Below are 25,447 nucleotides of genomic sequence, written 5' to 3' on the forward strand. Positions count from 1 at the left end.
TGCGCGACGTTCGTCCGGATGAGGGACAGCAGCGCGCCCCTGTCGGCCCGCGCGCTCGCGGACCTGGGCGCGGCCGTCTTCCCCGCCGGCGCCTTGACCAGGGCGCGGAAGACGGCGGGGATCTCGTCCTGGCGGCGCAGCGCGGCCGTGTCCAGGCGGGCCACGATCTGCACGGGCTTGTCGAGGGCGATCGCCGCGTCGAACAGGGACATGCCCTCCGCCACGGGGAGTGGCGCGAGCCCGACCCTGCTGAGCCGCGCCACGTCGAGCTGGCTGAGCGCGCCGGCCATGCCGTTGTCGGACTCCCACAGCCCCCACTGGAGGGAGACGGCCGGCAGTCCCCGGGCCCGGCGGTGCAGGGCCAGGGCGTCCAGGTACGCGTTGGCGGCCGCGTAGTTGGCCTGCCCCGCGCTGCCGACGGTGGCGGCGACCGACGAGTACAACACGAAGAACGACAGGTCGAGGTCCTGGGTGAGCTCGTGCAGGTGCCAGGCCGCGTCCGCCTTCGGCCCGAAGACCCGGTCGACGTGGTCGGGCGTCAGCGAGGTCACGGCGCCGTCGGCCACGATCCCGGCCAGGTGCACGACGCCCGTCAGGGGATGTTCGGCGGGGATGCCCGCCAGCAGGGCGGCGAGCTCGTCGCGGTCCGCCACGTCGCAGGCGGCCACGGTGACCTGCGCGCCGAGCTCTGTCAGCTCGCTCACCAGGTCGCCGGCGCCGGGCGCCGCGGGACCGCGCCGGCCGGCCAGCAGCAGGTGACGTACGCCGTGCTCGGTGACCAGCCGCCGCGCGGCCAGCGCGCCGAGATCTCCTGTGCCGCCGGTCAGCAGCACCGTTCCACCCGCCGCCGCACCCGGACGCTCGGTCGCGGGCGGGCTCGTCACGGGGACGATGCGGGGCACGTGGATCTGCCCCTGCCGCAGGGCGGTCTGCGGCTCGCCGGACGCGCAGGCACGCAGCATCGCGTCCGCCGAATCGGGGTGCTCGTCGGTGTCGACGATGACGAAGCGGCCGGCGTGCTCGGACTGGGCTGAGCGCACCAGCCCCCAGACGGGCGCGGTGGACAGGTCCGGCGCCTCGCCTTCCGTCACGCTCACCGCGCCGATGGTCACCAGCGCCAGCCGGGACCGCGCGAACCGCTCCTCGGCCAGCCACTCCTGGAGGAGCGCGAGCACCTCGTACGTCCTGTCGCGGCCGTCGCCGGACCCGACCGGCGCCAGGACCAGGTCGGGAACCGCCTGGTCAGATCCGACCGCATCGCCCAGTGACGACAGGTCGTCGAGCATCAGCACCCGCTCCGGCACCGGCCCGGCGGCGGTCGAGGTCACCCAGTCCAGCGTGTACGGGGTGCTCCCGGCCCGCAGGGCGGTCGTGACAGGCCGGACCACCAGCGAGTCCACCGTGAGGATGGGCGCGCCGGTGTGGTCCGCGACGCTCAGCGCCAGCTCGCCCGGCCCCTTCACCGTCGTACGGACACGTGCCGCCGTCCCGCCCGCCGCGTGCGGGGAGACGCCGGACCAGGCGAAGGGCAGGTAGGGCTGGCCCGGCTCGGTACGCGGCAGCAGGTCACCCAGCGTGATGGAATGCAGCACGGCGTCGAGCAGCGCCGGGTGGAAACCGAACCGCTCCGCGCCCGCCTGTGCCTGCTCGGGCAGCACGATCTCGGCGTAGACCGTGCCGTCGTGCTGCCAGGCGCCCGCCAGTCCCTGGAACGCGTCGCCGTACTCCAGGCCCGTCACCGCGAAGTCGTCGTAGAGGGCGCCGACGTCGATGGGCCGCGCGCCGGGCGGCGGCCACTGCGCGAGATCGAAAGCGGGCTCGGCGGCGACCGGGCCGAGGGTTCCCTGGGCGTGCCGCTGCCATGCGGGGTCGCCTTCCGTACGGGAGTACACGGCGACGCCGCGCCGCCCGCCGTCGTCCGGGCCGTCGATGACCACCTGGAGTTGTACGGAGTGCTCGTGCGTGATGACGAGCGGAGCCTGGATGGCCAGCTCGGAGAGCGTCTCGCAGTCCTCGGTCTCCGCGGCGGCCCGCAACACGATCTCGAGGAAGGCGGTGCCGGGCAGGATGACCGTGCCGTTGACCACGTGGTCGGCGAGCCAGGGCAGCGCGGCCAGCGAGAGCCGCCCGGTGAGGGTGATGGAGTCGGAGTCGGGCGCGGGCACGGCGGCGCTGAGGATCGGATGCTCCACCGCGCTCAGCCCGGCGGCCGTCACGTCACCGACCGACCTGCCCGACTCCAGCCAGAACCGCTCATGCTGGAAGGCGTAGGTCGGCAGATCGACCAGCCGGCCCGGGGCCAGCGCGGCCGTCCAGTCCACGGTGACGCCCTCGACGTGCAGCCGGCCCAGCGCTTCGACCAGCGCCCGGACCTCATCCCGGTCCTTACGCACAGCCGGCACGAACACCGCATCCACGCTCTGCTGCGCCAGCCCCGTCAGCACCCCATCCGGACCCACCTCCAAGAAATGAGCCGCCCCGCAAGCCGTCACCCCATCCGCGAACCGCACCGCACCACGTACGTGCTCGACCCAGTACGAGGGGTCGGTCAGCTGGCCGGGCTCGGCCAGACGACCCGTCACGTTCGAGACGACCGGAATCACCGGCTCGTGGAAGCCGATCCCGCTGATCGCCTCCGCGAACTCGGCCAGCATCGGCTCCATCAACGGCGAATGGAACGCATGCGACACCCGCAACCGGCGCGTCCGCACCAGCGCCTGGCCCTCGATCTCCGCGATCGCCGCCTCGTCACCGGACACCACCACCGCAGCCGGACCGTTCACCGCCGCGATCCCCACCCGGTCCTCACGACCAGCCAGCAACGGCAGGACATCGACCTCCGGGGCAGCCACCGCCAGCATCGCCCCACCAGAAGGCAACGCCTGCATCAACCGCGCACGAGCAGCCACCAACGTGCAGGCATCCTCCAACGAGAACACCCCCGCCACATGAGCAGCAGCAATCTCCCCGATCGAATGCCCCACCAACACATCCGCCCGCACACCCAACGAAGCCAGCAACCTGTACAGCGCCACCTCGAAAGCGAACAACGCAGGCTGCGTCATCCCGGTTTCGTTGAGCACACCGTCCGGGTCGGCGAACATCACCTCACGCAGCGAATGCGGCAACAACACCTCGAACCGAGCGCAGATCTCCTCCAGCGCCTCCGCGAACACCGGGAACGCCTCGATGAGGGAAGCCCCCATCCCGACCCGCTGGCTACCCTGACCCGCGAACAACAACGCCAGCTTCCCGCCAGAACCGCTACCCGAGATCGCAGCGGAGGGATCGCCGGCCAGCGCCCGCAACCCGGCCACCAACTCGTCCCGATCGCCGCCCACGACGACCGCACGCTGTTCCAGCACCGCCCGGCCCGTCGCCAGCGACCACGCCACATCCGACACCGGCACCGACGACCGCGGCTCCACCCACGACGCGAGCCGACCGGCCTGCGCCCGCAACGCCCGCACATCCTTCGCCGACACCAGCCACGGCACCACCGGCAGCCGCCGGTCCTCGTGGACGGTCTCGCCGACGGGATCGCCCTGCTCGATGATCACGTGAGCGTTCGTGCCGCTCACGCCGAAGGAGGAGACGGCGGCGCGGCGGGGGCGGTCTGCCTGGTCCCACGGGCGGGCCTCGGTCAGCAGCTCGACCGCGCCGGCCGTCCAGTCCACGTGCGGAGAAGGCTCACCCACGTGAAGCGTCTGGGGAAGCACCCCGTGCCGCATGGCCATCACCATCTTGATGACCCCCGCGACACCGGCGGCGGCCTGGGCGTGCCCGAGGTTGGACTTCAGCGAGCCCAGCCAGAGCGGCTGGTCCTGCCGCTCCTGGCCGTAGGTGGCGATGAGCGCCTGAGCCTCGATCGGGTCGCCGAGCTTCGTGCCGGTGCCGTGCGCCTCGACCGCGTCGACGTCCGCCGCCGACAGTCCCGCGTTGGCCAGCGCCTGCCGGATCACCCGCTGCTGCGACGGGCCGTTGGGGGCGGCCAGGCCGTTGCTGGCGCCGTCCTGGTTGATCGCGCTGCCCCGGATGACCGCGAGGACCTGGTGGCCGTTGCGGCGCGCGTCGGACAGCCGCTCGACGAGCAGCACGCCGACACCCTCGCTCCAGCCGGTGCCGTCGGCGTCGGCGGAGAACGCCCTGCACCGGCCGTCGGGGGACAGGCCGCGCTGCCGCGAGAACTCCACGAACGTGCCCGGCGAGGCCATCACCATCGCGCCGCCGGCCATCGCCAGGTCGCACTCGCCCGACCGCAGGGCCTGCGCCGCCAGGTGCAGCGCCACCAGCGACGACGAGCACGCGGTGTCCACGGTCACCGCCGGGCCCTCGAACCCCAGCGTGTACGACACCCGCCCGGAGGCGACGCTGGCCAGGCCGCCGGTGAGGAGATAACCCTCCACGTGGTCGGCGCCCTCGTACCGGCGGGGGCCGTACTCCATGGGCGCGATGCCGGTGAACACCCCGGTCTGGCTGCCGCGCAGCGTGGCGGGGTCGATGCCGGCGTCTTCGAGGGCCTCCCACGAGGCCTCCAGCAACAACCGCTGCTGCGGATCCATCGCCAGCGCCTCGCGCGGCGAGATCCCGAAGAACGCCGCGTCGAAGTCGGCGGCGTCGTAGAGGAAGCCGCCGTGCCGGGTGTAGGTGGTGCCGCGCTTGCCGGGGTCGGGGTCGAAGAGCCGGTCCAGGTCCCAGCCGCGGTCGGTCGGGAACTCGCCCACCGCGTCGCGGGCCTGCGCCACCAGCTCCCACAGGTCCTCGGGCGAGCGCACGCCGCCGGGGTAGCGGCAGGCCATGCCGACGATCGCGATCGGCTCGTCGTGCCCGGTCGTGCGGACCGCCGTGGCGGCGGTGGCGGAGCCGCCGAGCAGCTCGGTGCGCAGGTGCTCGGTCAGCGCCTGCGGCGACGGGTAGTCGAACAGCAGGGAGCTGGGCAGGTGCAGGCCTGTGGCGGTGTTGAGCCGGTTGCGCAGCTCGACGGCGGTCAGCGAGTCGAAGCCCGCCTCCTTGAACGCGCCCGTGGCGCTGATGACGTTCGGCGTCACGTGCCCGAGCACCAGGGCCGCCTGGCCGCGTACGAGGTCGAGCAGCGTGCGTTCCTGCTCCTCGGGGCTCTGCCCGCGCAGGGCCTGCGCCAGCGGCACCTCGTCCGGCCCGCCGGCCGCGCGGCGCTCGATCGGCTTGCGCAACATCGCGCGCAGCATGACCGGGGCGGGGTCGGCGACGCCCGCCAGGCTGAGGCGGGCGGGCACCGTCGTGACGGCGTTCCCGGCGAGCGCGGAGTCGAGGAGTTCCAGCGCCTTGTCCTGCGGCATCGGGGCGACGCCGAGCCGGGCCCACCGGGCGAGGTCGGCGGTGGCTAGCGTGCCGGCCATGCCGCCGGCGGAGTTGTCCCACAGTCCCCAGGCCAGGGCGGTCGCGGGCAGGTCCAGCGCGCGGCGGTGCCGGGCGAGGGCGTCGAGGAAGGCGTTGGCGGCGGCGTAGTTGGCCTGGCCGGCGCTGCCGACGGTGGCGGCGACCGACGAGAACAGCACGAACGCGGACAGGTCGCGGTCGCGGGTCAGCTCGTGCAGGAGCCAGGCCGTCTCGGCCTTGGTACGCCACACGGTGTCGAGCCGTTCAGGGGTCAGCGCGGGCACGACGCCGTCGTCGAGGACGCCGGCGATGTGCACGACGCCGGTCAGGCTCTCGCAGGAGCCGACGAGCCCGGCCAGCGCGTCCCTGTCGGTGACGTCGCAGGCGACCAGCTCGGCGTGCGCGCCGAGCTCGGCCAGCTCGGCGGCCAGCGCCACCGCGCCGGACGACCGCGGGTCGCGGGTGACGAGCACGAGGTTCCGTACGCCGTGCGTGGCCACGAGATGCCGGGTCACGGTACGGCCCAGCGCGCCGGTGCCGCCGGTGACCAGCACCGTGCCGTCGGGGTTCCAGGGCGAGTCGCCCGCCGGCCGGTCCCGGCGGGCCAGTCTCGGAACGTGGATCGTGCCGGCTCTGATCGCCAGCTGGGGCTCGTCGTAGGCGAGCGCGGCGGCGACGATGCCATCGGCGGCCCTTACGGTGGAGCCGTCGGTGGCGCTGTCGATGGGCCCGTCGAGGTCGAGGAGCACGAACCGGTCCGGGTACTCGGTCTGGACCGACCGGACCAGCCCCCACACGGCCGTGGCGGCAAGGTCGGGGGTGTCGCCGGTCGCGCCCTCGGTGACGATCACGAGGCGGCCGGACGCGGACCGGTTCCCGCTGAGCCGCTCCTGGACGGCGGCCAGCACGCGCAGTACGGCAGCGCGGGCGCGGGCGGGCTCGTCACCGTCGTCGGCAGGGCTCTCCCAGGGCAACACCACGTCGCCGGACCCGGTCGCGGGCCCAGGAGCAGGCGCGGCTCCGGCGGCGGGCACCGGGACCCAGTCGACCTCGAACAGCCCGACGTGCTCGGTGGGCCGTTCGGCGGGGCCGGGCGCCTCCAGCCAGTACCGCTGCCGCTGGAAGGCGTAGGTGGGCAGGTCGACGTGGAGCGCGGGGGCGGCGCCGAAGTAGGCGTCCCAGTCGACGGTGACGCCGCTGGCGTGGAGCCGTCCGAGGGCCTGGACGAAGGTGCCGGCCTCCTCGCGGTCCCTGCGCGCGGCGGGGATGAAGACACCGTCGGCGAGCGCCTGCTGGGCCATGCCGGTGAGGATGCCGTCGGGCCCGACCTCCAGGAGGACGGCCGCGTCGGCGGCGGCCACGCCGTCGGCGAACCGCACCGCCACGCGCACGTGCTCGACCCAGTACGACGGGTCGGTCAGCTGGCCGGGCTCGGCCAGGCGACCCGTCACGTTCGAGACGACCGGAATCGCCGGCTCGTGGAAGCCGATCCCGCTGATCGCCTCCGCGAACTCGGCCAGCATCGGCTCCATCAACGGCGAATGGAACGCATGCGACACCCGCAACCGGCGCGTCCTCGCCTCCACCTGGCCCTCGATCTCCGCGATCGCGGACTCGTCACCGGACACCACCACCGCAGCCGGACCGTTCACCGCCGCGATGCCGGCGCGGTCCTCGTACCCGTCGAGCAGCGGCAGGACGTCCGCCTCCGGGGCGGCGACGGCCAGCATCGCGCCGTCCTTGGGGAGCGCGTCCATGAGCCGGGCCCGCGTGGCGATCAGCGTGCAGGCGTCGGCGAGGGAGAAGACCCCGGCCACGTGGGCGGCGGCGATCTCGCCCACCGAGTGGCCGATCAGCACGTCCGGCCGCACGCCGAACGACTCCAGCAGCCGGTACAGCGCCACCTCGAAGGCGAACAGGGCGGGCTGCGTCATCCCGGTCTCGTTCAGCACACCGCCGGGGTCGGTGAACATCACCTCGCGCAGCGGGTACGGCAGCTGCGGATCGAGGAGGGCGCACGCCTCCTCCAGCGCCTCGGCGAACACGGGGAACGTCTCGGCGAGCTCCCTGCCCATGCCAGGCCGCTGGCTGCCCTGCCCGGTGAAGAGCAGGGCGAGCCGGCCGGCCTGGCCGCTGCCGGTGAGCACGCCGGGCGCGTCGGAGCCGCCGGCCAGCGCCCGCAGGCCGGCCAGCAGGTCGTCGCGCTCGCTGCCGACGATCACCGCCCGGTGGTCGAGTGCGGCCCGGCCGGCGGCCAGAGCGGCGCCGGCGGCGGTGATCGGGATGTCGGGCGTCGCCCAGGCGGCGAGCCGTCCGGCCTGCCCGGCCAGCGCCTCGGGGGTCTTGGCGGACAGGATCCAGGGCACCGCGGGGAGGTCGAACTCCTCGTCGGGGGCGGGTACGACCGGGTCGCCCTGCTCGATGATCACGTGGGCGTTGGTGCCGCTGATCCCGAAGGAGGAGACGGCGGCGCGGCGCGGGCGGTCGAGCTCGTCCCACGAGCGGGCCTCGGTCAGCAACTCCACCGCACCCGCCGACCAGTCCACATGCGGCGACGGCTCGTCCACATGCAGCGTCTTCGGCAACATACCGTGCCGCAGCGCCATCACCATCTTGATCACACCGCCCACACCCGCAGCCGCCTGCGCATGACCGATGTTCGACTTCAACGACCCCAACCACAACGGCCGATCCCGATCCTGACCGTAAGCAGCGATCAGCGCCTGAGCCTCGATCGGATCACCCAGCGACGTCCCCGTCCCATGCGCCTCCACCACATCCACCTCAGCCGCCGACAACCCCGCATTCGCCAACGCCTGCCGGATCACCCGCTGCTGCGACGGACCGTTCGGCGCCGTCAACCCGTTACTCGCACCGTCCTGATTGATCGCCGAACCACGCACCACCGCCAGCACCCGATGACCGAGCCGCCGCGCATCCGACAACCGCTCCACCAGCAACATCCCGACACCCTCAGCCCACCCCGTGCCATCAGCACCAGCCGAGAACGCCTTACAACGACCATCAGGCGACAGACCCCGCTGCCGCGAGAACTCCACGAACATGCCAGGTGAGGCCATCACGGTGGCGCCGCCGGCCAGGGCCAGGTCGCACTCGCCGGTCCGCAGCGACTGCGCGGCCAGGTGCAGGGCAACCAGGGACGAGGAGCACGCGGTGTCCACGGTCACCGCCGGGCCCTCGAACCCGAACGTGAACGCGACCCGCCCGGAGATGACGCTGGCCGTGGTGCCGGTCAGCACGTACCCTTCGGCGCTGCCGGTGGCCTCGTGCAGGCGCGGCCCGTAGTCCTGCGCCGTGGCGCCGGCGAACACGCCGGTCCTGCTGCCCCGCAACCCCGCCGGATCGATCCCGGCCCGCTCCATCGCCTCCCACGACGCCTCCAGCAACAACCGCTGCTGCGGATCCATCGCCAACGCCTCACGCGGCGAGATCCCGAAGAACGCCGGATCGAACTCCCCCGCCTCGTACAGGAACCCGCCATGCCGCGCATACGTGGTCCCGTGACTGTCCGGATCGGGGTCGTACAGCGCCGCCAGATCCCAGCCCCGGTCCACGGGGAACTCCCGGATCGTGTCCTGCTCGCGGATCACGACGTTCCACAGGTCGTCAGGGGAGCTCACGCCGCCGGGGAAACGGCAGGCCATGCCGACGATCGCGATCGGCTCGTCCGCCACGGGCCTGGCGGCCACCACGGCCTGGGTGACGTGCTCGCCGGCCAGTTCGGCGCGCAGGAAGCCGGCCAGCGCCTGCGGCGACGGGTAGTCGAACAGCAGCGAGCTGGGCAGCTGGAGCCCGGTGGCGGTGTTGAGCCGGTTCCGCAGCTCGACGGCGCTGAAGGAGTCGAAGCCGAGCGCCTTGAAGGCGGTGCCGGTGTCCACGGTAGCGGCGTTGGCGTGGCCGAGGACGAGCGCGATGCAGGTGCGTACGAGTTCGAGGATCGCCTGCTCCTGCTCGGCCTCCGGCAGGCCGCGCAGCCGGTCGGCGAGCGACTGCGTCTCCTCTCCCGAGGCGGACGGCTCCGGAGCCGCGTGCGGGGGCGGGGGCGGCGCGGAGCCGTCCGCCTCGGGAAGCCAGTGGTAGGTGCGCTGGAAGGCGTAGGTGGGCAGCGGGACGCGGCGCGCGCCCGGCAGCACGGCGTCCCAGTCGAGCGTGGCGCCCCTGACCTGCAGCCCGGCCAGCGCCAGCGCGGCGCTGCGGCATTCCGCCCCGGGGTCGCGCAGCGTGGCGACGAACTGCGTGTACGGGCTGGCGGGCAGGCAGTGCTGCCCCATGGCGGCCAGCACCGACCCGGGCCCCACCTCGACGAACGTGGTGACGCCCGTGTCGGCCAGGGCGCGGATGCCGTCGCAGAACCGTACGGCCTCGCGGACGTGCCACACCCAGTGTCCCGGCGAGCACAGGTCCTCGGCGGACGCGACGGCCCCGGTGAGGTTGGAGACGATGGGGATGGCCGGCTCGCGGTAGGTGAGCGACTCGGCCACCTCCCTGAACTCCGCCAGCATCGGGTCCATCAGCGGGGAGTGGAAGGCGTGGCTGACCCGCAGGCGGTGGGTCTTGCGGCCGCGGCCGCGGAACTCCTCGGCGATCTCCATGACGCGGCTCTCCGAGCCGGAGACCACGGTGGAGTCCGGGCCGTTGATCGCGGCGATGCTGACCGTGGTGTCCAGGAAGGGCAGTACCTCCTCCTCGGTGGCCTGCACGGCGACCATCGCGCCGCCGGCCGGGAGGCTCTGCATCAGCCTGCCGCGCGCCGCGACCAGGGCGCAGGCGTCGGCCAGCGACAACACGCCGGCGACGTGGGCGGCCGAGATCTCGCCGATGGAGTGGCCGATGAGCCGGGCGGGGCGCACGCCCCAGTGCTCGTACAGGCGGGTGAGGGCGACCTCGAAGGCGAAGAGCGCGGGCTGGGCGAACCCGGTCTGGTCGAGCAGGCCGGCCTCATGGGAGCCCTCGTCGGCGAACATCACGTCGAGGAGCGGACGGTCGAGCGTGCCGTCGAAGCAGGCGGCGATCTCGTCGAGCGCCCGTGCGAAGACCGGGTGCGCCGCGTACAGCTCGCGGCCCATGCCGGGCCGCTGGCTGCCCTGCCCCGAGTAGAGGAAGGCGATGTCGCCGGTGCTCGGCCGGCCGGTCACGATCCCGGCGGCCGGCTCGCCCTTGGCCAGCCGGTCCAGCACACCGGCCAGCACGTCGACCGGCACGTCGGCCGGCGCTGACGGCTCGTCCACGACGAGCGCCGCCCGCCGGTCGAAGGCCGTACGGGTCGTGGCCAGCGAGTACGCCAGGTCGGCGAGGCCGGCACCCGGCTCGTCGAGCAGTCCGTCGAGCAGGTGGTCACGCAGCCGGCCCGCCTGGGCGCGCAGCGCGGCCTCGCTCTGCCCAGCCACCGGCACGACCACCGGCACGGCCACCGGCCCTACCTGCGACCCGTCGGACGGCCGGTCCGCCCGCCCGTCCGACGGCGCGTCCAGCGACACGGCCAGCGGCTTGTCCTGGTGCGTGGAGGAGGCGGCGGGGGCCGCCTGCGGGGGTTCGGCGAGCACCACGTGGCAGTTGGCGCCGCCCATGCCGAAGGAGCTGACGCCGGCCACCAGCGGCGCGTCCTCGCGCGGCCACGCGGACGTCTCGGTGTTGACGCGCAGGTTGAGCTCGTCGAACGGGATCTGCGGGTTGGGCGTCTCGAAGTTCAGCGACGGCGGCAGCGTGCGGTGCCTGATGGCCAGCACCGTCTTCAGCAGGCCGACGATGCCCGCAGCGCCTTCGAGGTGGCCGACGTTGGTCTTGGCGGAGCCGACGACCAGCGGCGTGCCGGAGTCCTTGGCGGTGCCGATGGCCGCGCCGAGCGCGCGGGCCTCGATCGGGTCGCCGACGCGGGTCCCCGTGCCGTGCAGCTCGACGAACTGCACGTCGGCGGCCTCCACGCCGGCCCGCCCGCAGGCCAGCCGGATGACCTCCTCCTGGGCGCGCTGGTCGGGCACGGTGAGCCCGTCGCCGCCCCCGTCGTTGTTGATGGCGCTGCCGGCGATCACGCAGTACACCCGGTCGCCGTCGGCGAGAGCGCGGGCCAGCGGCTTCAGCACGACGACGCCGCCGCCCTCGCCGCGGACGTAGCCGTTGGCGCGGGCGTCGAAGGTGAAGCACCTGCCGTCGGGTGACAGGGCGCCGAACCGCAGCGCGGCGAGCGTGCTGTCGGCGGTCAGGTTGAGGTTCACGCCGCCGACGATGGCCAGGCCGGTCTCGCCGTTGCGCAGGCTCTCGCACGCCAGGTGCACGGCGGTCAGCGAGGCCGACTGCGCGGAGTCGACGGTCATGCTGGGCCCGTTGAGCCCCAGCGTGTACGAGATGCGGTTGGCGAGCAGGGCCCGGCTGATGCCGGTGAGGCTGTGCCGGGTCAGCGCCGCGCGCCCGTTGCCCTGGAGCAGCTGGGCGTAGTCGCCGGCCATGGCGCCGATGAAGACGGAGGCGGCGCTGTCGCGCAGGCTCGCCGGGACGATGCCGGCGTCTTCGAGCGCCTCCCAGCTCAGCTCCATGAGCAGCCGCTGCTGCGGGTCGATCATCGCGGCTTCGTTCGGGGAGACGCCGAAGAAGTCGGCGTCGAATTCCGCTATCCCGTCGATGAAGCCGCCGCGCAGGGAACTCGTCTCCGGCGCGTTCCACCGCCCGCTGGGCACGTCGGTGATCGCGTCGCGGCCGTCGCGCAGCAGCCGCCAGAAGGATCGCGGGTCCGGAGCCTGGGGGAGCCGGCACGAAATTCCGACGATCGCCACCGCGTCGTCGGAAAAACTACGAGAGGAGAGTTCGTAGGACATTGAACCAATCCAAATTCCGACGGAGCGGGAACAGGGCGGGGAAACGCTCTTGCGTGGTCAGCTGACGACGTCGTACTTGCCGAATCCGGTGGCCACGGTCACCGGCTCACGAAAGAGGTCGAGCGGAGCTGAGGGGTTGAAGGCGCCGGAGTGCGCGTACGCGTCGAGCGTGCCGTCGGGGCGCAGGCCGAGCAGGTCGGGCCGCCCGTCGAGGTCGATGTCCGTGAGCGTCATGATGCGCATGTCCTGCCAGCCGCGGGCGACGGTGTACCACGTGCCCTCGGCCGTCGTGCCCGGCTTGCCGGCGAACTCGAACAGGTCCATGTCGCCGTTGGCGCGGCGGACCAGCAGGTCGGGCGTGCCGTTGCCGGTGAAGTCGGCCATCGCGACGGGGAAGTCGTCGACGTCGACGTCGACGAGCCGCACCGGCTCCTTGTCGTAGGTGTCGTTCCTGACGACGCCCTGGTCGCGGTGCGGGAAGAGGTCGATGTTGCCGGCGTTCTTGCCCCGGCCGAACGTGTCGTCGGTGCCGGTGCCCGTCACGTCGGCGAAGCCGATGGTCTCCCATTCGCGGCCGTCGTCGCGCTTGCTGGACACGCGGAGCGGTTCGGCGAACGGGCCGATCTCGCCGGGCCCGCCGAGGTTGCGCAGCAGGAAGAAACCGAATTCGCCGTTCTCGCCGGGATTGATGTCGTATTCGCTGGTGCTGAAAGCGCATATGTCGGCGCGTCCGTCGCCGGACGCATCCACGGCGCGGACGAAGAAGAACCGCCACCAGCCGAATCCGTCCCCGATCTTCACCGGCGCGCGGAACGTATCGGTCCCGTTGAACTCACCGCTGTGCGGGTGAACGAAGAGCTCGCCGGTTTCCGTGTCACGTACCAGCAGATCCGGCAGCCCGTCGCCCCGAAAGGACCGGCACTGACCGTTCGCGAAATTCGGCGCCATTGTTTAACGCTCCTCCCCGCCAGGATTTCCCGGTCAAGCGACATCAGTATTTGCGAGACGGGATAAGGCGGGTAACCCCTAGCAGCCCACTAAATCGGCCGGTCGGCCCCAGTGCGGGAGGGCGCGGGCATGCCGCGGACCCGGCGCGCGGGGTGGCGCGCCGGGTGCCGGGTGAGGCGGCTCAGGCGAGGCGAGAGCGGGAGCGGCTCAGGCGACGCGGGAATGGACGCGGCTCAGGCGTCGCGGGAGCGGAACAGGGCGAACGCCGCGATCAGCAGCACGGCGGTGAAGGCGGCCATCACCCCGAACCCCGGCCACGGGAGCATGCGCTCGGCGTTCTGCACGGTGGTGGTGATCTGCAGGCCGGCCTGGATGGGCCAGTACGTCTGCACCCAGGCGCCGACCCCGTCGGGCAGCAGCCTGGGCCCGATGATCGGGATGATGAAGTTGACCGCGACCAGCACGGTCGTGGCGCTCATGGTGGAGCGCAGCAGGCCGCCCAGCGCCACGCCCGACAGGCCGACCAGCACCCAGAGGAGCCCCATGCCGACGACGGCGCGCAGGACGCCCGGCTCGCCGAGGGAGGCGGTGGGGGCGCCGCCGGAGCCGAGCACGGCCTGCCCGAGGAAGAACGAGCCGAAGCTGGACACCCAGCCCATCAGCAGGGCGATCAGCGCGAACGTGGCCACCTTGGCGCCCAGCAGCCGGCCGCGCCGCGGCACCACGGTCGTGCTGGTGCGGATCAGGCCGGTGGCGTACTCGTGGGTCACCACGAGCACGCCCAGCGCTCCCACGGTGATCTGGGCGAACAGGAACCCGCCGTACATGCTGATGTAGGCGGGGTCGAACACCGCCCTGGTGGCCTCGGAGGCGGCCTGGTAGTTCTCGCTGGCGCCGTTGGCGGTCAGGGCGCCGGGGAACACCATGAGCGCGACGGCGGTCAGCATGGTGGGGATGTTGGACGGGATCGTCCGGAACTTGGTCCATTCGGAGCGGACGGTGTCCGCGAACGCCACGCTCATGCCACACTCGCCTGGAACTCGATGCTGTCACGGGTCAGATCCATGTACGCCTGTTCCAGGGAACGTTGCGGCGTCAGCTCCGTCAGCACCACCTTGGCGTCGAGCGCGGCCTTGCCGACTTCCCTGGCCTCCAGGCCGGTGACGATGAGCGCCCCGTCGGCGCCGGGGAGCACGGTGCCGCCGGCCTCGGTCAGCTTGGTGGCGAGCCGCTCCTGGTCGTCGGCGCGTACGAGCACGTTGGAGCCCTGCCGGATGAACTCGGCGATCCCGATGTCGGCGATCAGCTTTCCCTTGCCGATGACGATGAGGTGGTCGGCGGTCTGCGCCATCTCGCTCATCAGGTGGCTGGAGACGAGGACGGTGCGGCCCTCGGCGGCCAGTCCGCGCATCAGCTCGCGGATCCACTTGATGCCCTCGGGGTCGAGCCCGTTGACGGGTTCGTCGAATAACAGCACCTTCGGGTCTCCGAGCAGCGCCACCGCGATGCCGAGCCGCTGCCCCATGCCCAGCGAGAAGCCTCCAGCGCGCTTGCGCGCCACCGACTCCAGCCCGACCACCTGCAGGACCTCGTCCACGCGCTTGGCGGGGATCCCGTTGGTCTGGGCGATGCAGAGCAGGTGGTTGCGTGCCGTGCGCCGGGGGTGCACGGCGCGGGCGTCGAGCAGGGCGCCCACCTCGCGCATCGGCCGGGGCAGGCCGACGTAGGCGCGGCCGTTGACCGTCACGCTCCCGGCATGGGGACGGTCGAGGCCGAGGATCGCCCGCATGGTGGTCGATTTGCCCGCCCCGTTGGGTCCGAGAAAACCGGTGACCCGCCCAGGATGGACATTGAATGACAAACCATCCACTGCCGTCTTATTGCCATAACGCTTGGTCAAATCGGTTATTTCGATCATTTTTCCAGTCCCTCCACAGACGGGAGATGGAGCGCTGCTTCCACACCATCAGTCAAGATCTTTGCACTCGACCCGTCTATAGGGTGCCCTTTCCGATAAAGGAACCGCCAGGGCATTAAGCATGGGACGGAACTTCAACCGGGTCTCCTCAAGCTCCGCGTCCGGGTCGGAACCCGCCACGATCCCGCACCCCGCGTACAACGTGGCGGTCCCCTCCTCCAGGTGGGCCGAGCGGATGGCCACCGCGAAGTCGCCCTCCTGGTCGTCGTTCATCCACCCGACAGGGCCGGCGTACCAACCGCGGTCGAAGGGCTCGGCCTCGCCCAGCCACTCGAGAGCCGCGCGCCGCGGCTGCCCGCCGACGGCGGGCGTCGGGTGCAGCCGCTCGACGAGGTCGAGCACGCTGGCCGACTCCGGGTCGGCTACCTCGCCGACGATGCGGGTGTGCAGGTGCCGCAGGTTGGGCAGGTCGAGCACGTGCGGCTCGTCCGGCACCGTGACAGTGCCGCAGACCTGCTCGAACGCGCGCCGCAACGTCGCGGTGACGATCTTCTGCTCGCGCCGGGATTTGTCGTCCTCCAGCAGGGCCGCGCGCAGGCACGCGTCCTCCGCCGGGGTCGCGCCGCGGGGCATGGACGCCGCCAGGCTCATCGACTCGGCCCGCCCGCCGCGCAGGCTGACCAGCCGCTCCGGCGTCGCGCCGACAAAAGCCTGCCCGTACGCCGCCACGGCGAACGCGGTGCTGCCCGGCTGCGTGTCGAGCAGCGTCCCCATGACCGAGGGCAGGTCGTAGCCGCAGGGCGAGGTGACCCGCAACTGCCGGGCCAGCACCGCCTTGTCGAACCGGCCGCGCCGGATCTGCTCGACGGTGTGCGCGACCAGCGCCTTCCACTCCGACGCCGACGGGACCTCGATCATGTTCGTGCCCGCGAGCTGCGGGCTGGGGCATGGCCGCACCCCGGCGGAGCCGAGCAGGGCGGCGGCGTCCGCGGCCGTCCGCGCGGGACCGTCGGCCGTGGTGCCGCGCGGGTCGACGCACACGCTGAGCGCCAGCGTGGCCCTGCCGTCCCGGTCCTGCGTGATCAGCACGCGCGGCACCCACATCAGGGCCTCCGGCAACGAACCGGGACGCGGCGCGAAGGCGAAGCCGCCGACCAGCGCAGGAACGCCACGCGCTCCGGGACCGTCGGCCACGGCTGTCCTGGCCGCCTTCTCCCAGCCGCGCCGGATGCCGGCGAACCTGTCGCGGCCGAGATGCGTGAAGTCCGTGGCGCTGCCCATGGCGATGACGCTGGTCTCGGGCGACACCCAGACGAAGGTGCGCGTGGACCGCTCGAACAGCGGTCTGAGCAGCCCGGCCGGATCGAAGGGGCCGATGTCCTGGCGCCAGATCGCCAGGGCGGGGCACGCGTTGTTGCGCGCCTCGATGGTCGCTTTGGCGTGCACTTCCCGGAAACCCTGCAGGTCGATGTCTACGACGTGCATCGGCGATCGTCCTCTGCGTGCGTGGGGTCAGTGGAACATGCCGGCGAGCGTCTTCTTACTGACCTTGCCGAGCGGGGTGAGCGGGAGTCGGGGAACGATCTCCAGGCGGTCGGGGAACTTGAAGGCCGCGACACCGCGGTCGCGCAGGAAGGCGGCGAGCTCCGCCAGCGTCGGCGCCGTGCCGCGAGGCACCACGCAGGCGCAGGTCCGCTCGCCGAGCACCTCGTCAGGCAGGCCGACCAGGGCGACCTCCCTGACACCGGGATGGGCGAGCAGGTGGTTCTCCACCTCCTCGGCCGCGATCTTCTCCGCCCCCCTGTTGATCTGGTCCTTGACGCGTCCTTCGAAGATCACATGCCCGGTCGGCAGCAGCCGTACCAGATCTCCGGTCCGGTAGAAGCCGTCTGCGGTGAACGTCCTGGCGTTGTGCTCGGGCGCCCGGTAGTACCCCCGCACCGTGTACGGGCCGCGCGCCAGGAGCCGGCCCACCTCGCCGGGAGCGACGTCGTTGTCGTCCTCGTCCACGACCCGGACCTCGTCCGCCGGGGAGACGGGCAGCCCCTGGCTGACGAGGACCACGTCCTGCGGGTCGTCCCACCGGTGGAACCCGCACAACCCCTCGGCCATGCCGAAGGCCTGCTGGAGCCGGCAGCCCAGCGCGGGCTCCACCCGGCGGGCCATCTCGGGCTGGAGCTTCGTCCCGCCGATCGTGACCCGCCGCAGGCTGGACAGGTCGTACTCGTCCCACTCCGCCGCCTCCATCCACAGCAGCGCCGCGCCAGGGATCAGCCCGGTCTCGGTCACTCTTTCCCGTTCGATGAGCGGGAAAGCCTCGTCCGGGCTGGGGCCCGGGGCCAGCACGAGGGTCCCGGCCGCGTGGAAGGTGGCCAGCAGCCCGTGGGTCAGCGGCCAGTTGTGGCTCAGCGGCAGGCTCACCAGGTGAACGGTCTCCTCGCCGTAGTCGCACGCCTCGGCCACCGCGCGCCCGCTGTACGACCATTCCTGGTGGGCGCGCGGCACCAGCTTGGGAACGCCGGTCGTCCCGCCCGACAGCAGGAAGAGCGCCACGCCGGCGGGGTCGGGCCTCGGCAGGTCGACCGGATCGCCGTCCAGGGGAAGCGCGGCGAAGTCCCCCGGATCCCCCGCGACGAGCACGTGCTTGAGCGTGGGCACCCGCGCCGTCACCTCGGCGGCCAGCCCTCGGTAGTCGAAGCCGACGTGCACGTCGGGAATGACGTACGCCACCGCGTCGGTGAACTCGCAGAAGTACGTGATCTCGCTGCTGCGGTGGGCCGGCAGCGCCAGGACCGGCTGGGCGCCGATCCTGAACAGCGCGAACATCAGCGTGACCAGCTCCGGGATGTTCGGCAGCTGCACGACCACGCGGTCGCCGGCGCCGATGCCGATCCGGTGCAGGCCGGCCGCCATCCGGTCGGTCCTGGCGTCCAGCTCGGCATAGCTCCACCGCTCCCCGCCCGCCACGAGGGCGGTCTTGCCGGGGTGCGAGCGGGCCAGCCCGCGCAGGAGCTCGCCCAGGGTCTCGTCGCGCCAGTAGCCGGCCGAACGGTACCGCTCGGCGAACTCCTCAGGCCAGGGGGTGCATCCATCCAGCACGTGTCCGTCCTTTCCTCGGCGGGGGCCTCGCGGGCCGACCGCGATCTCAGCCGGGATGGCTCAGCTCATGGCCTCGGCGAGCAGGTGCTCGGCCAGCTCGGCCGGGGTCGGGTAGTCGTAGATCGCGTCGGCCGCCACCTCGATGCCGGTCAGCTCGACGAGCCGGTTGCGCAGCTCCACCGCGGCCATCGAGGAGAAGCCGAGCTCGAAGAACTCCGCGTCCTGCTCGACCGCGTCGGGCATGGGCAGCTGCAGGATCGCCGCCGCCTCGCCGCGCACCACGCCGAGCACGATGTCCCGGTGCTCCTCGGCCGGGCTGCCGGACAGCAGCCGGCGGAAGGCCGCCGCGTCGTCGACGGCCTCGCCGGAGCCGTCATCCTCCCCGGCCGCCTGCGGGATCTCCTCCAGCAGCCGGACGTGGCCGGACGCGTTGAGCGCGGCCCAGTCGGTGTCGGCGAGCACGAGCGTCCTGTCGCCCTGGTGCAGCGCGTGGCGGATGGCCGACGCGGCGTCCCCGGGCTCCTTCAGCCCGGCGGCCACGGCCAGCGCGGGCTGTCCCGCGGCCAGCCGCTCGTCCGCCAGCGCGGCGAAGAACTCGTACGCCTCGGCGCCGTCCCCGCCCCAGGCGGCCCGCGCGGGGGCCAGCATGACGAAGATTCCCACGCCGGCGGCTCTGGCCGGCTCGTCCAACACGCGAGCCGCCTCCGCCGTCGTGCACACGACCGCCGACACCCCTCCGGCGCCTGCCTGCCCGTTCACCCCGGGCCCGCCGCCTGCCTGCCCGTTCACCCCGGGCCCGCCGCCGGCATGCCCGTTCACCCCGGAGCCGCCGGCCACGTGCCCGTTCAGCCCGGCGGCCGGGGTCAGGACGCCCATGGCCGCGGCGAGGCCGGTCATGCCCGGCTCCCCCGGAGGGCCGGCGGCCGGTCCGGTGAGGACGGTCACGCCCAGCTCGCCTTCGAGGCCGGCGGCCGGTTCGGTGAGGACGACCCGTTCCGCGCCGTTGCGGGCGGCCCATCTGGCCAGTTCCGTGGCGGTCTCGTCGAGGTGGCCCGCCAGCAGGACCGTGCCGCCGGGCCGCCACTCGCGACCGACCGGGGTGCCGCGCGGCGGCGCGGGCCGCAGCCTGCGGGCGAAGACCCCGCCGGAGCGTACGGCCACCTCGGCCTCGCCCGTCAGCCCGGACAGGACCCCGCACAACCGGCGGATGGCCTGGTCGTCGAGCCTGACCGGCAGATCGATCAGCCCGCCGCGCCGCAGCAGCCCCTCGCCGGCCGCGCTCCGGAGGCCGCCCCAGCCCGCGGCCGTCTCGGGTCCGGCCACGCGGTCGGACGGCACCACCTGGATCGCGCCGCGGGTGAGGAACCAGACCGGCGCCGAACCCTCGGGGACCGCCGGAGCCCGCACGCCGTCCGGCAGCAGGCACACGATGCCCGCCACGCCACCGTCGGAGGTACCAGGCAGCACGACGGTGTCAGCCGCGCCTCCGCCGGAAGAGCCGGGCATCTGGGGCAGCACCACCGTGTCCGCCCCGTGGGCGGCCAGCCCCGCTGCCAGTGCCTCCACCGGTGCGGCGTCGTCCCCCACCACCAGCCAGGTACCGGAGAGCGCGGGGGCGGGCAAATCCGTGAGGGGGCGCCAGCCGAGCTGGTAACGCACGTCCCCGTGGCCGGCGCCGTCCTGGCCGCGCAGCCGGGCCAGCGCGGGCAGCAGGTCGGCGACCGTGGCGCCGCTCTCCAGGCCGAGCACCGCGAGCAGGCCGTCGAGGTCGTCGCGGCCGACGGCGTCCCAGAGCCCCTGGTCGGGCCGTACGTCCTCCTCCTGGCGAGGAGGGTCGGGCCAGTACCGCTGGCGCTGGAAGGGGTAGGTGGGCAGCGGCACGGCCCGCCCTGAGCCGATCACGGCGGCCCAGTCGACGCCGACCCCGTGCGTGTACGCCTGGGCCAGGGCCTCGATCAGGGTGCCGGTCTCGGCCCGGTCGCGGCGCAGCGCCGGAGCGGCCACCCCGGTCCAGCCGTCCAGGCAGTCCTTCACCATGGCGGACAGCACCGCGTCGGGGCCGAGCTCGATGAAGGTGGACACGCCCTGGTCGCGCAGGGTCCGTACGCCGTCGCAGAAGCGCACGGCCTGGCGCAGGTGGCGAGCCCAGTACTCCGGCGAGGTCAGCTCCTCGACGGTGGCGAGCTCGCCGGTGACGTTGGAGACGACGGGGATCTCCGGCGGCTGGAAGGCCAGCCCGCGGGCGACGTTCACGAACTCCTCGATCACCGGCTCCATCAGCGGCGAGTGGAACGCGTGGCTGACGGTCAGCCGCCTGGTCTTGCAGCCGCGCGAGGCCAGCCGCTCGGCCAGCTCCAGCACGCTCGCCTCGTCGCCGGACAGGACCAGCGACGACGGGCCGTTGACGGAGGCGATGCCGACGCGCCCCTCGTGCCCGGCCAGCAGCGGCAGCACGTCCTCCTCGGTCGCGCCGCGCACCGAGACCATGGCGCCGCCGGGCGGCAGCGCCTGCATGAGGCCGCCCCTGGCGGCCACGAGCGTGACCGCGTCGTCCAGCGACAACACGCCGGCGACGTGCGCGGCGGCGATCTCGCCGATCGAGTGTCCGGCCAGGAAGTCGGGCCGCACGCCCCACGCCTCCAGGCAGCGGAACAGGGCGACCTCGACGGCGAACAGCGCGGCCTGGGTGTACCGGGTCTGGGCGAGCAGGTCGGCGTCGCCGGTGATGACCTCGCGCAGGGGCCGGTCGAGGTGCCGGTCGAAGCGGGCGCAGACCTCGTCGAAGGCCGCGGCGTACTCGGGGTAGGCCGCGTACAGCTCCTCTCCCATGCCCGGCCGCTGGCTGCCCTGGCCGGTGAAGAGGTACGCCGTCCGTCCACGGGCGGCCGAGCCGGAGATCACGTTGTCGGCGGGAGTGCCGGCGAGCGCGGACTCCAGCCCGGCGACGAGCTCGTCGCGGGTGGCGCCCAGGACGACCGTCCGCCGCTTGAACGAGGCCCGCGTCGTGGCCAGCGACCAGGCGACGTCCGCGGCCCGCCGGTCGGCGCCCAGGTGGTCGCGGAGCCTGCGGGCCTGCGCCTTCAGCGCCTCCGCGCTCTTGGCCGACAACACCCACGGGATGACCGGGCGCGGGGTCTCCTCGGCCTCGGCGGGTTCGTCCCGCTCCGGGGCCTGCTCGATGATGACGTGGGCGTTGGTGCCGCTGATGCCGAACGAGGAGACGCCCGCGCGGCGCGGCCTGCCCGTCTCCGGCCACGGGACGGCCTCGGTGAGCACCTTGACCGCGCCCGCGTCCCACGCGACGTGGGTGGTGGGCTCGTCCACGTGCAGCGTCCGCGGCAGCACGCCGTGCCGCATGGCCATCACCATCTTGATGATGCCCGCGACGCCGGCCGCGGCCTGGGTGTGGCCGAGGTTCGACTTCACCGAGCCGAGCCAGAGCGGCCGGTCCTCCGGACGGTCCTGGCCGTACGTCGCGACGACGGCCTGCGCCTCGATCGGGTCGCCCAGCGTGGTGCCGGTGCCGTGGCCCTCGACGGCGTCGACGTCGGCGGTGGTCAGCCGCGCGTCGGCCAGCGCCTCCTCGATGAGCCGCTGCTGCGAGGGGCCGTTGGGCGCGGTCAGGCCGTAGCTGGCGCCGTCCTGGTTGATCGCGGTGCCGCGCACCACGGCCAGGATCGGGTGGCCGTTGCGCCGGGCGTCGGAGAGCCGCTCGACCAGCAGCAGGCCCACGCCCTCCGCCCAGCCGGTGCCGTCGGCGCCCGTGGCGAACGACTTGCAGCGGCCGTCGGGGGCGAGGCCGCGCTGGCGGCTGAAGTCGACGAACACGCTGGGCGTGGAGAGCACGGTGACGCCGCCGGCCAGGGCGAGCGAGCACTCGCCGCGCCGCAGCGCCTGGATCGCCATGTGCAGGGCCACCAGCGACGACGAGCAGGCCGTGTCGATGGTGACCGACGGGCCCTCGAAGCCGAAGGTGTACGACACGCGCCCGGAGGCGACGCCCGCCGAGATGCCGGTGCCGACCAGGCCCTCCAGGTCGCTCGTCGGGTTCTGCAGGTGGAAGCCGTAGTCGTGGTACATCAGGCCGACGTACACGCCGGTCCGGCTGCCGCGCAGCGTGCCCGGGTCGATGCCGGCGTTCTCCATCGCCTCCCACGAGCCCTCGAGCAGCAGCCGCTGCTGGGGATCCATGGCCACGGCCTCGCGCGGCGAGATGCTGAAGAACGCCGGGTCGAACGTGGTGGCGTCGTAGACGAAGCCCCCCTCGCGGGTGTACGTGGTGCCCGGGTGCTCCGGGTCCGGGTGGTAGAGCTCGTCCAGGTTCCAGTTGCGGTCGGCGGGGAACATCGACATCGCGTCGCCGCCCTCGGCCACCAGGTTCCACAGCCCGTCCGGGTCGGTGACGCCGCCGGGCAGCCGGCAGCTCATGCCGACGATGACGATCGGCTCCTCCTCGCCGGACTGCGTCCTGGCCGAGGCGGCCGACCGTGGCCCGTCGAGCAGCCGGGTCCGCAGATATTCGACCAGGCCGGCGGGTGTCGGGTAGTCGAAGACGAGGGTGGCGGGCAGCCGCAGGCCGGTGGCCGCGTTCATGCGGTTGCGGAATTCGACGGCGGTCAGCGAGTCGAACCCGGCCTCGTTGAACGGGCGGTCCTGCTCGACGGCGCTGGGGTCCCGGTAGCCGAGAACGGTCGCCACCTGGCCGAGCACGAGGTCGAGCAGCACCCTGGCGTGCTCGGACTCCGGCATGCGGGCCAGGCGCTCGCGCAGCTCCGACGCGGTGGCCGGGTCGTTGCCCACCACCCGCCGCTTCGACGTGGGGACCAGTTCCTGCAGGATCGTGGGGAGCGCCCCGAACTGGGCCGCCATCCGCAGCGCGGCGAACTCCAGCCGGATCGGCACCAGCGCCGCCCGGTCCGCGGCGCAGGCGGCGTCCAGCAGCGCGAGCCCGTCGGCGGTGGACAGCGGCGCGACCCCGGTGCGGGCCAGCCGTGCCCTGTCGGTCTCGCTGAGCGTCCCGGTGAGCCCGCTGTCCTGCTCCCACAAACCCCACGCCAGCGACAGCGCGGGCAGGCCGAGCCTTCCGCGCCGCTCGGCGAGCGCGTCGACGAACGCGTTGGCGGCCGCGTAGTTGCCCTGGCCGGGCCCGCCGAAGACGCCGGCCGCCGAGGAGAACAGCACGAACGCGGTCAGCGGCAGGTCCTCGGTCAGCTCGTGCAGGTTCAGCACGGCGTCGGCCTTGGCCCGCAGCACGGTGTCGATCCGCTCGGGCGTCAGCGCGGCGAGGACGCCGTCGTCCAGTGCGCCCGCCGTGTGCACGACACCGGTGAGCGGACGCTCGGCGGGGATACCCGCCAGCACGTCGGCCAGGGCCTGCCGGTCGGCGGCGTCGCAGGCGGTGACGGTCACGTCCGCGCCGAGCGCGGTCAGCTCGGACATCAGCTCGGCCGCGCCCGCGGCGGCGGGGCCGCGGCGGCTGATCAGCAGCAGGTGGCGGATCCCGTGCTCGGTCACCAGGTGGCGGGCGACGATCCCGCCGAGGGTGCCGGTGCCGCCGGTGATCAGCACGGTTCCGTCCTGATCCCACGAGGCGGCGGCCGGTCGCGTTGCCACGGGCGCCTCGGAGCCCGCCCCCGCTTCCGCGGGTGCGGCGGCGCGCTGGCGGGACAGCCGCGGCACCAGGGCCTCGCCCCCGGCGAGCGCGATCTGGGGTTCACCGGACGCGACCGCGGCGGGCAGCGCCTGCCACGACTCGTCCGTGCCGTCGAGGTCGAGCAGGACGAAACGGCCCGGGTTCTCCGACTGCGCCGAACGGATCAGCCCCCACACCGCGGCGGCCGGCAGGTCGCCGCCCTGAGCCATCGTGCCCTGGGTGACGATGACGAGGGGCACGTCGGCGTACCGCTCCTCGGCGAGCCAGGACTGGGCGGCGGCCAGCACCTCGCTGGTCGCGCTGCGCGCTCCCGTCGCCGGATCGCCCGCCGGGTCGGGGGCGCACACCCAGAACGCCAGGTGCGGCGTGGCGCCGTCCTGGTCGAGCGCGTCCACCTGCGCTCCTGCCGCCTCCAGCGCGGCCCTGAGCCGGCTGCCGTCGCCGCCGGCGATCGCGTAGCGCGCGCCGTCGAGCCCGGCGGCCGGCCCAGAGGCTGGCGCAGCGGGCACCCAGTCGAGGGCGAACAGGGCGTCACGCAGCGGGTCGGTGGCGGCCTTGAGGTCGGCGGCGGCCATCGCGCGGACGACCAGCGAGTCCACGGAGGCGACGGGCGCGCCGGTGGCGTCGGCGACCTCGATCCGCACCGCGTTCGCGCCCTCGGGCGCGAGCCGGACCCGCAGCGTGGCGGCGCCGGTCGCGGCCAGGCGCACGCCGGTCCAGGCGAACGGCAGCACGGGGCCGCCGGTGGCCTGGGCGGGGAATAGGTCGCCCACGGCGAGCGGCTGCAGTGCCGCGTCGAGCAGCGCGGGGTGCAGCCCGAAGCCGCCGGTCTCGGTGCCTTCCGGCAGGGCGACCTCGGCGAACAGCTCCCGGTCGCGCCGCCACACGGCCCGCACGCCGCGGAAGGCGGGGCCGTAGTCGACGCCGATGCCCGACAGCAGCTCGTACACGCCGTCGGCGCCGACGGCGGTCGCTCCGGCGGGCGGCCACGACGCCTCTGCGAAGGCGGCCGCCCCGGTGTCCCTGGCGAGGAAGCCGGTGGCGTGCCGGGTCCACGGCTCGTCGTCGAGCCGGGAGTGGATGGTCAGCGCCCGCCGCCCGTCCTCGTCGGGCGCGCCGACGGCCACCTGCACCTGGACGCCGCCGCGCTCGGGCAGGACCAGCGGGGCCTGCAGGGTCAGCTCCTCCAGCAGGTCGCAGCCGGCCTCGTCGCCGGCCCTGACGGCCAGCTCCACGAAGGCGGTGCCGGGCAGCAGCACCTGCCCGCTGACCATGTGGTCGGCAAGCCACGGGTGGGTCTTCAGCGACAGCCGGCCGGTGAGCAGCACGCCTTCGCCGTCGGCCAGCGACACGGTGGCCGCCAGCAGGGGGTGTCCGGCCTGGCCCATGCCGAGCTGGGTGAGGTCGGCGTTCGACTGGATGTTCTTCGGCCAGTACGGCTCCCGCTCGAAGGCGTAGGTGGGCAGGTCGACCCGGCGGGGACGCGCGGGGGCGTAGGCCTGGGCCCAGTCGACGTCGACGCCGCGCACCCACAACTCGGCCGCGCTGGACCACAACCGGCGCAGGCCGCCGTCGTCGCGGCGCAGCGTGCCGACGGACACCGCCTCGACGCCCGACTCCTCCAGCGTCTCGCGCATGCCG

The 25,447-nt window shown here is 73.5% G+C and carries 7 protein-coding genes (1 of these 7 only partly in view); all 7 read right to left on the reverse strand.

Going from position 1 to position 25,447, the window contains the following annotated elements:
• Positions 1-12,146, reverse strand: partial view of an SDR family NAD(P)-dependent oxidoreductase gene (locus tag ACTWPV_RS41145; protein WP_443155939.1) — the 5' end (the start) only. Its footprint begins 15,523 nt before the window's first position; the window shows 12,146 of its 27,669 coding nt (coding positions 1-12,146); its start codon is at positions 12,144-12,146; its stop codon lies off the left edge, out of view.
• A gap of 99 nt (positions 12,147-12,245) precedes the next feature.
• Positions 12,246-13,136, reverse strand: a complete 891-nt coding sequence (locus ACTWPV_RS41150; RefSeq protein ID WP_443155940.1) for an FG-GAP repeat domain-containing protein — start codon at positions 13,134-13,136, stop codon at positions 12,246-12,248.
• Positions 13,137-13,369: 233 nt separating this feature from the next.
• Positions 13,370-14,158: an ABC transporter permease gene (locus ACTWPV_RS41155; protein ID WP_347650448.1), complete on the reverse strand. Its 789-nt coding sequence runs from the start codon at positions 14,156-14,158 to the stop codon at positions 13,370-13,372.
• The gene (locus ACTWPV_RS41160; protein ID WP_443155941.1) at positions 14,155-15,054 is read right to left on the reverse strand and encodes an ABC transporter ATP-binding protein; all 900 of its coding nucleotides are present in this window, start codon (positions 15,052-15,054) and stop codon (positions 14,155-14,157) included. The genes ACTWPV_RS41155 and ACTWPV_RS41160 overlap by 4 nt, the downstream gene beginning before the upstream one ends.
• Positions 15,055-15,102: 48 nt before the next feature.
• Positions 15,103-16,539 (reverse strand): isochorismate synthase, encoded by a 1,437-nt coding sequence (locus ACTWPV_RS41165; protein ID WP_443155942.1) that lies wholly within the window; start codon positions 16,537-16,539, stop codon positions 15,103-15,105.
• Positions 16,540-16,566: 27 nt separating this feature from the next.
• Positions 16,567-18,153, reverse strand: a complete 1,587-nt coding sequence (locus ACTWPV_RS41170; protein WP_443155943.1) for a (2,3-dihydroxybenzoyl)adenylate synthase — start codon at positions 18,151-18,153, stop codon at positions 16,567-16,569.
• A gap of 60 nt (positions 18,154-18,213) precedes the next feature.
• Positions 18,214-25,407 (reverse strand): SDR family NAD(P)-dependent oxidoreductase, encoded by a 7,194-nt coding sequence (locus tag ACTWPV_RS41175; protein WP_443155944.1) that lies wholly within the window; start codon positions 25,405-25,407, stop codon positions 18,214-18,216.
• Positions 25,408-25,447: the final 40 nt, after the last annotated feature.

The sequence above is a fragment of the Nonomuraea sp. KM88 genome (assembly GCF_052245635.1).
Classification (GTDB): Bacteria; Actinomycetota; Actinomycetes; order Streptosporangiales; family Streptosporangiaceae; genus Nonomuraea.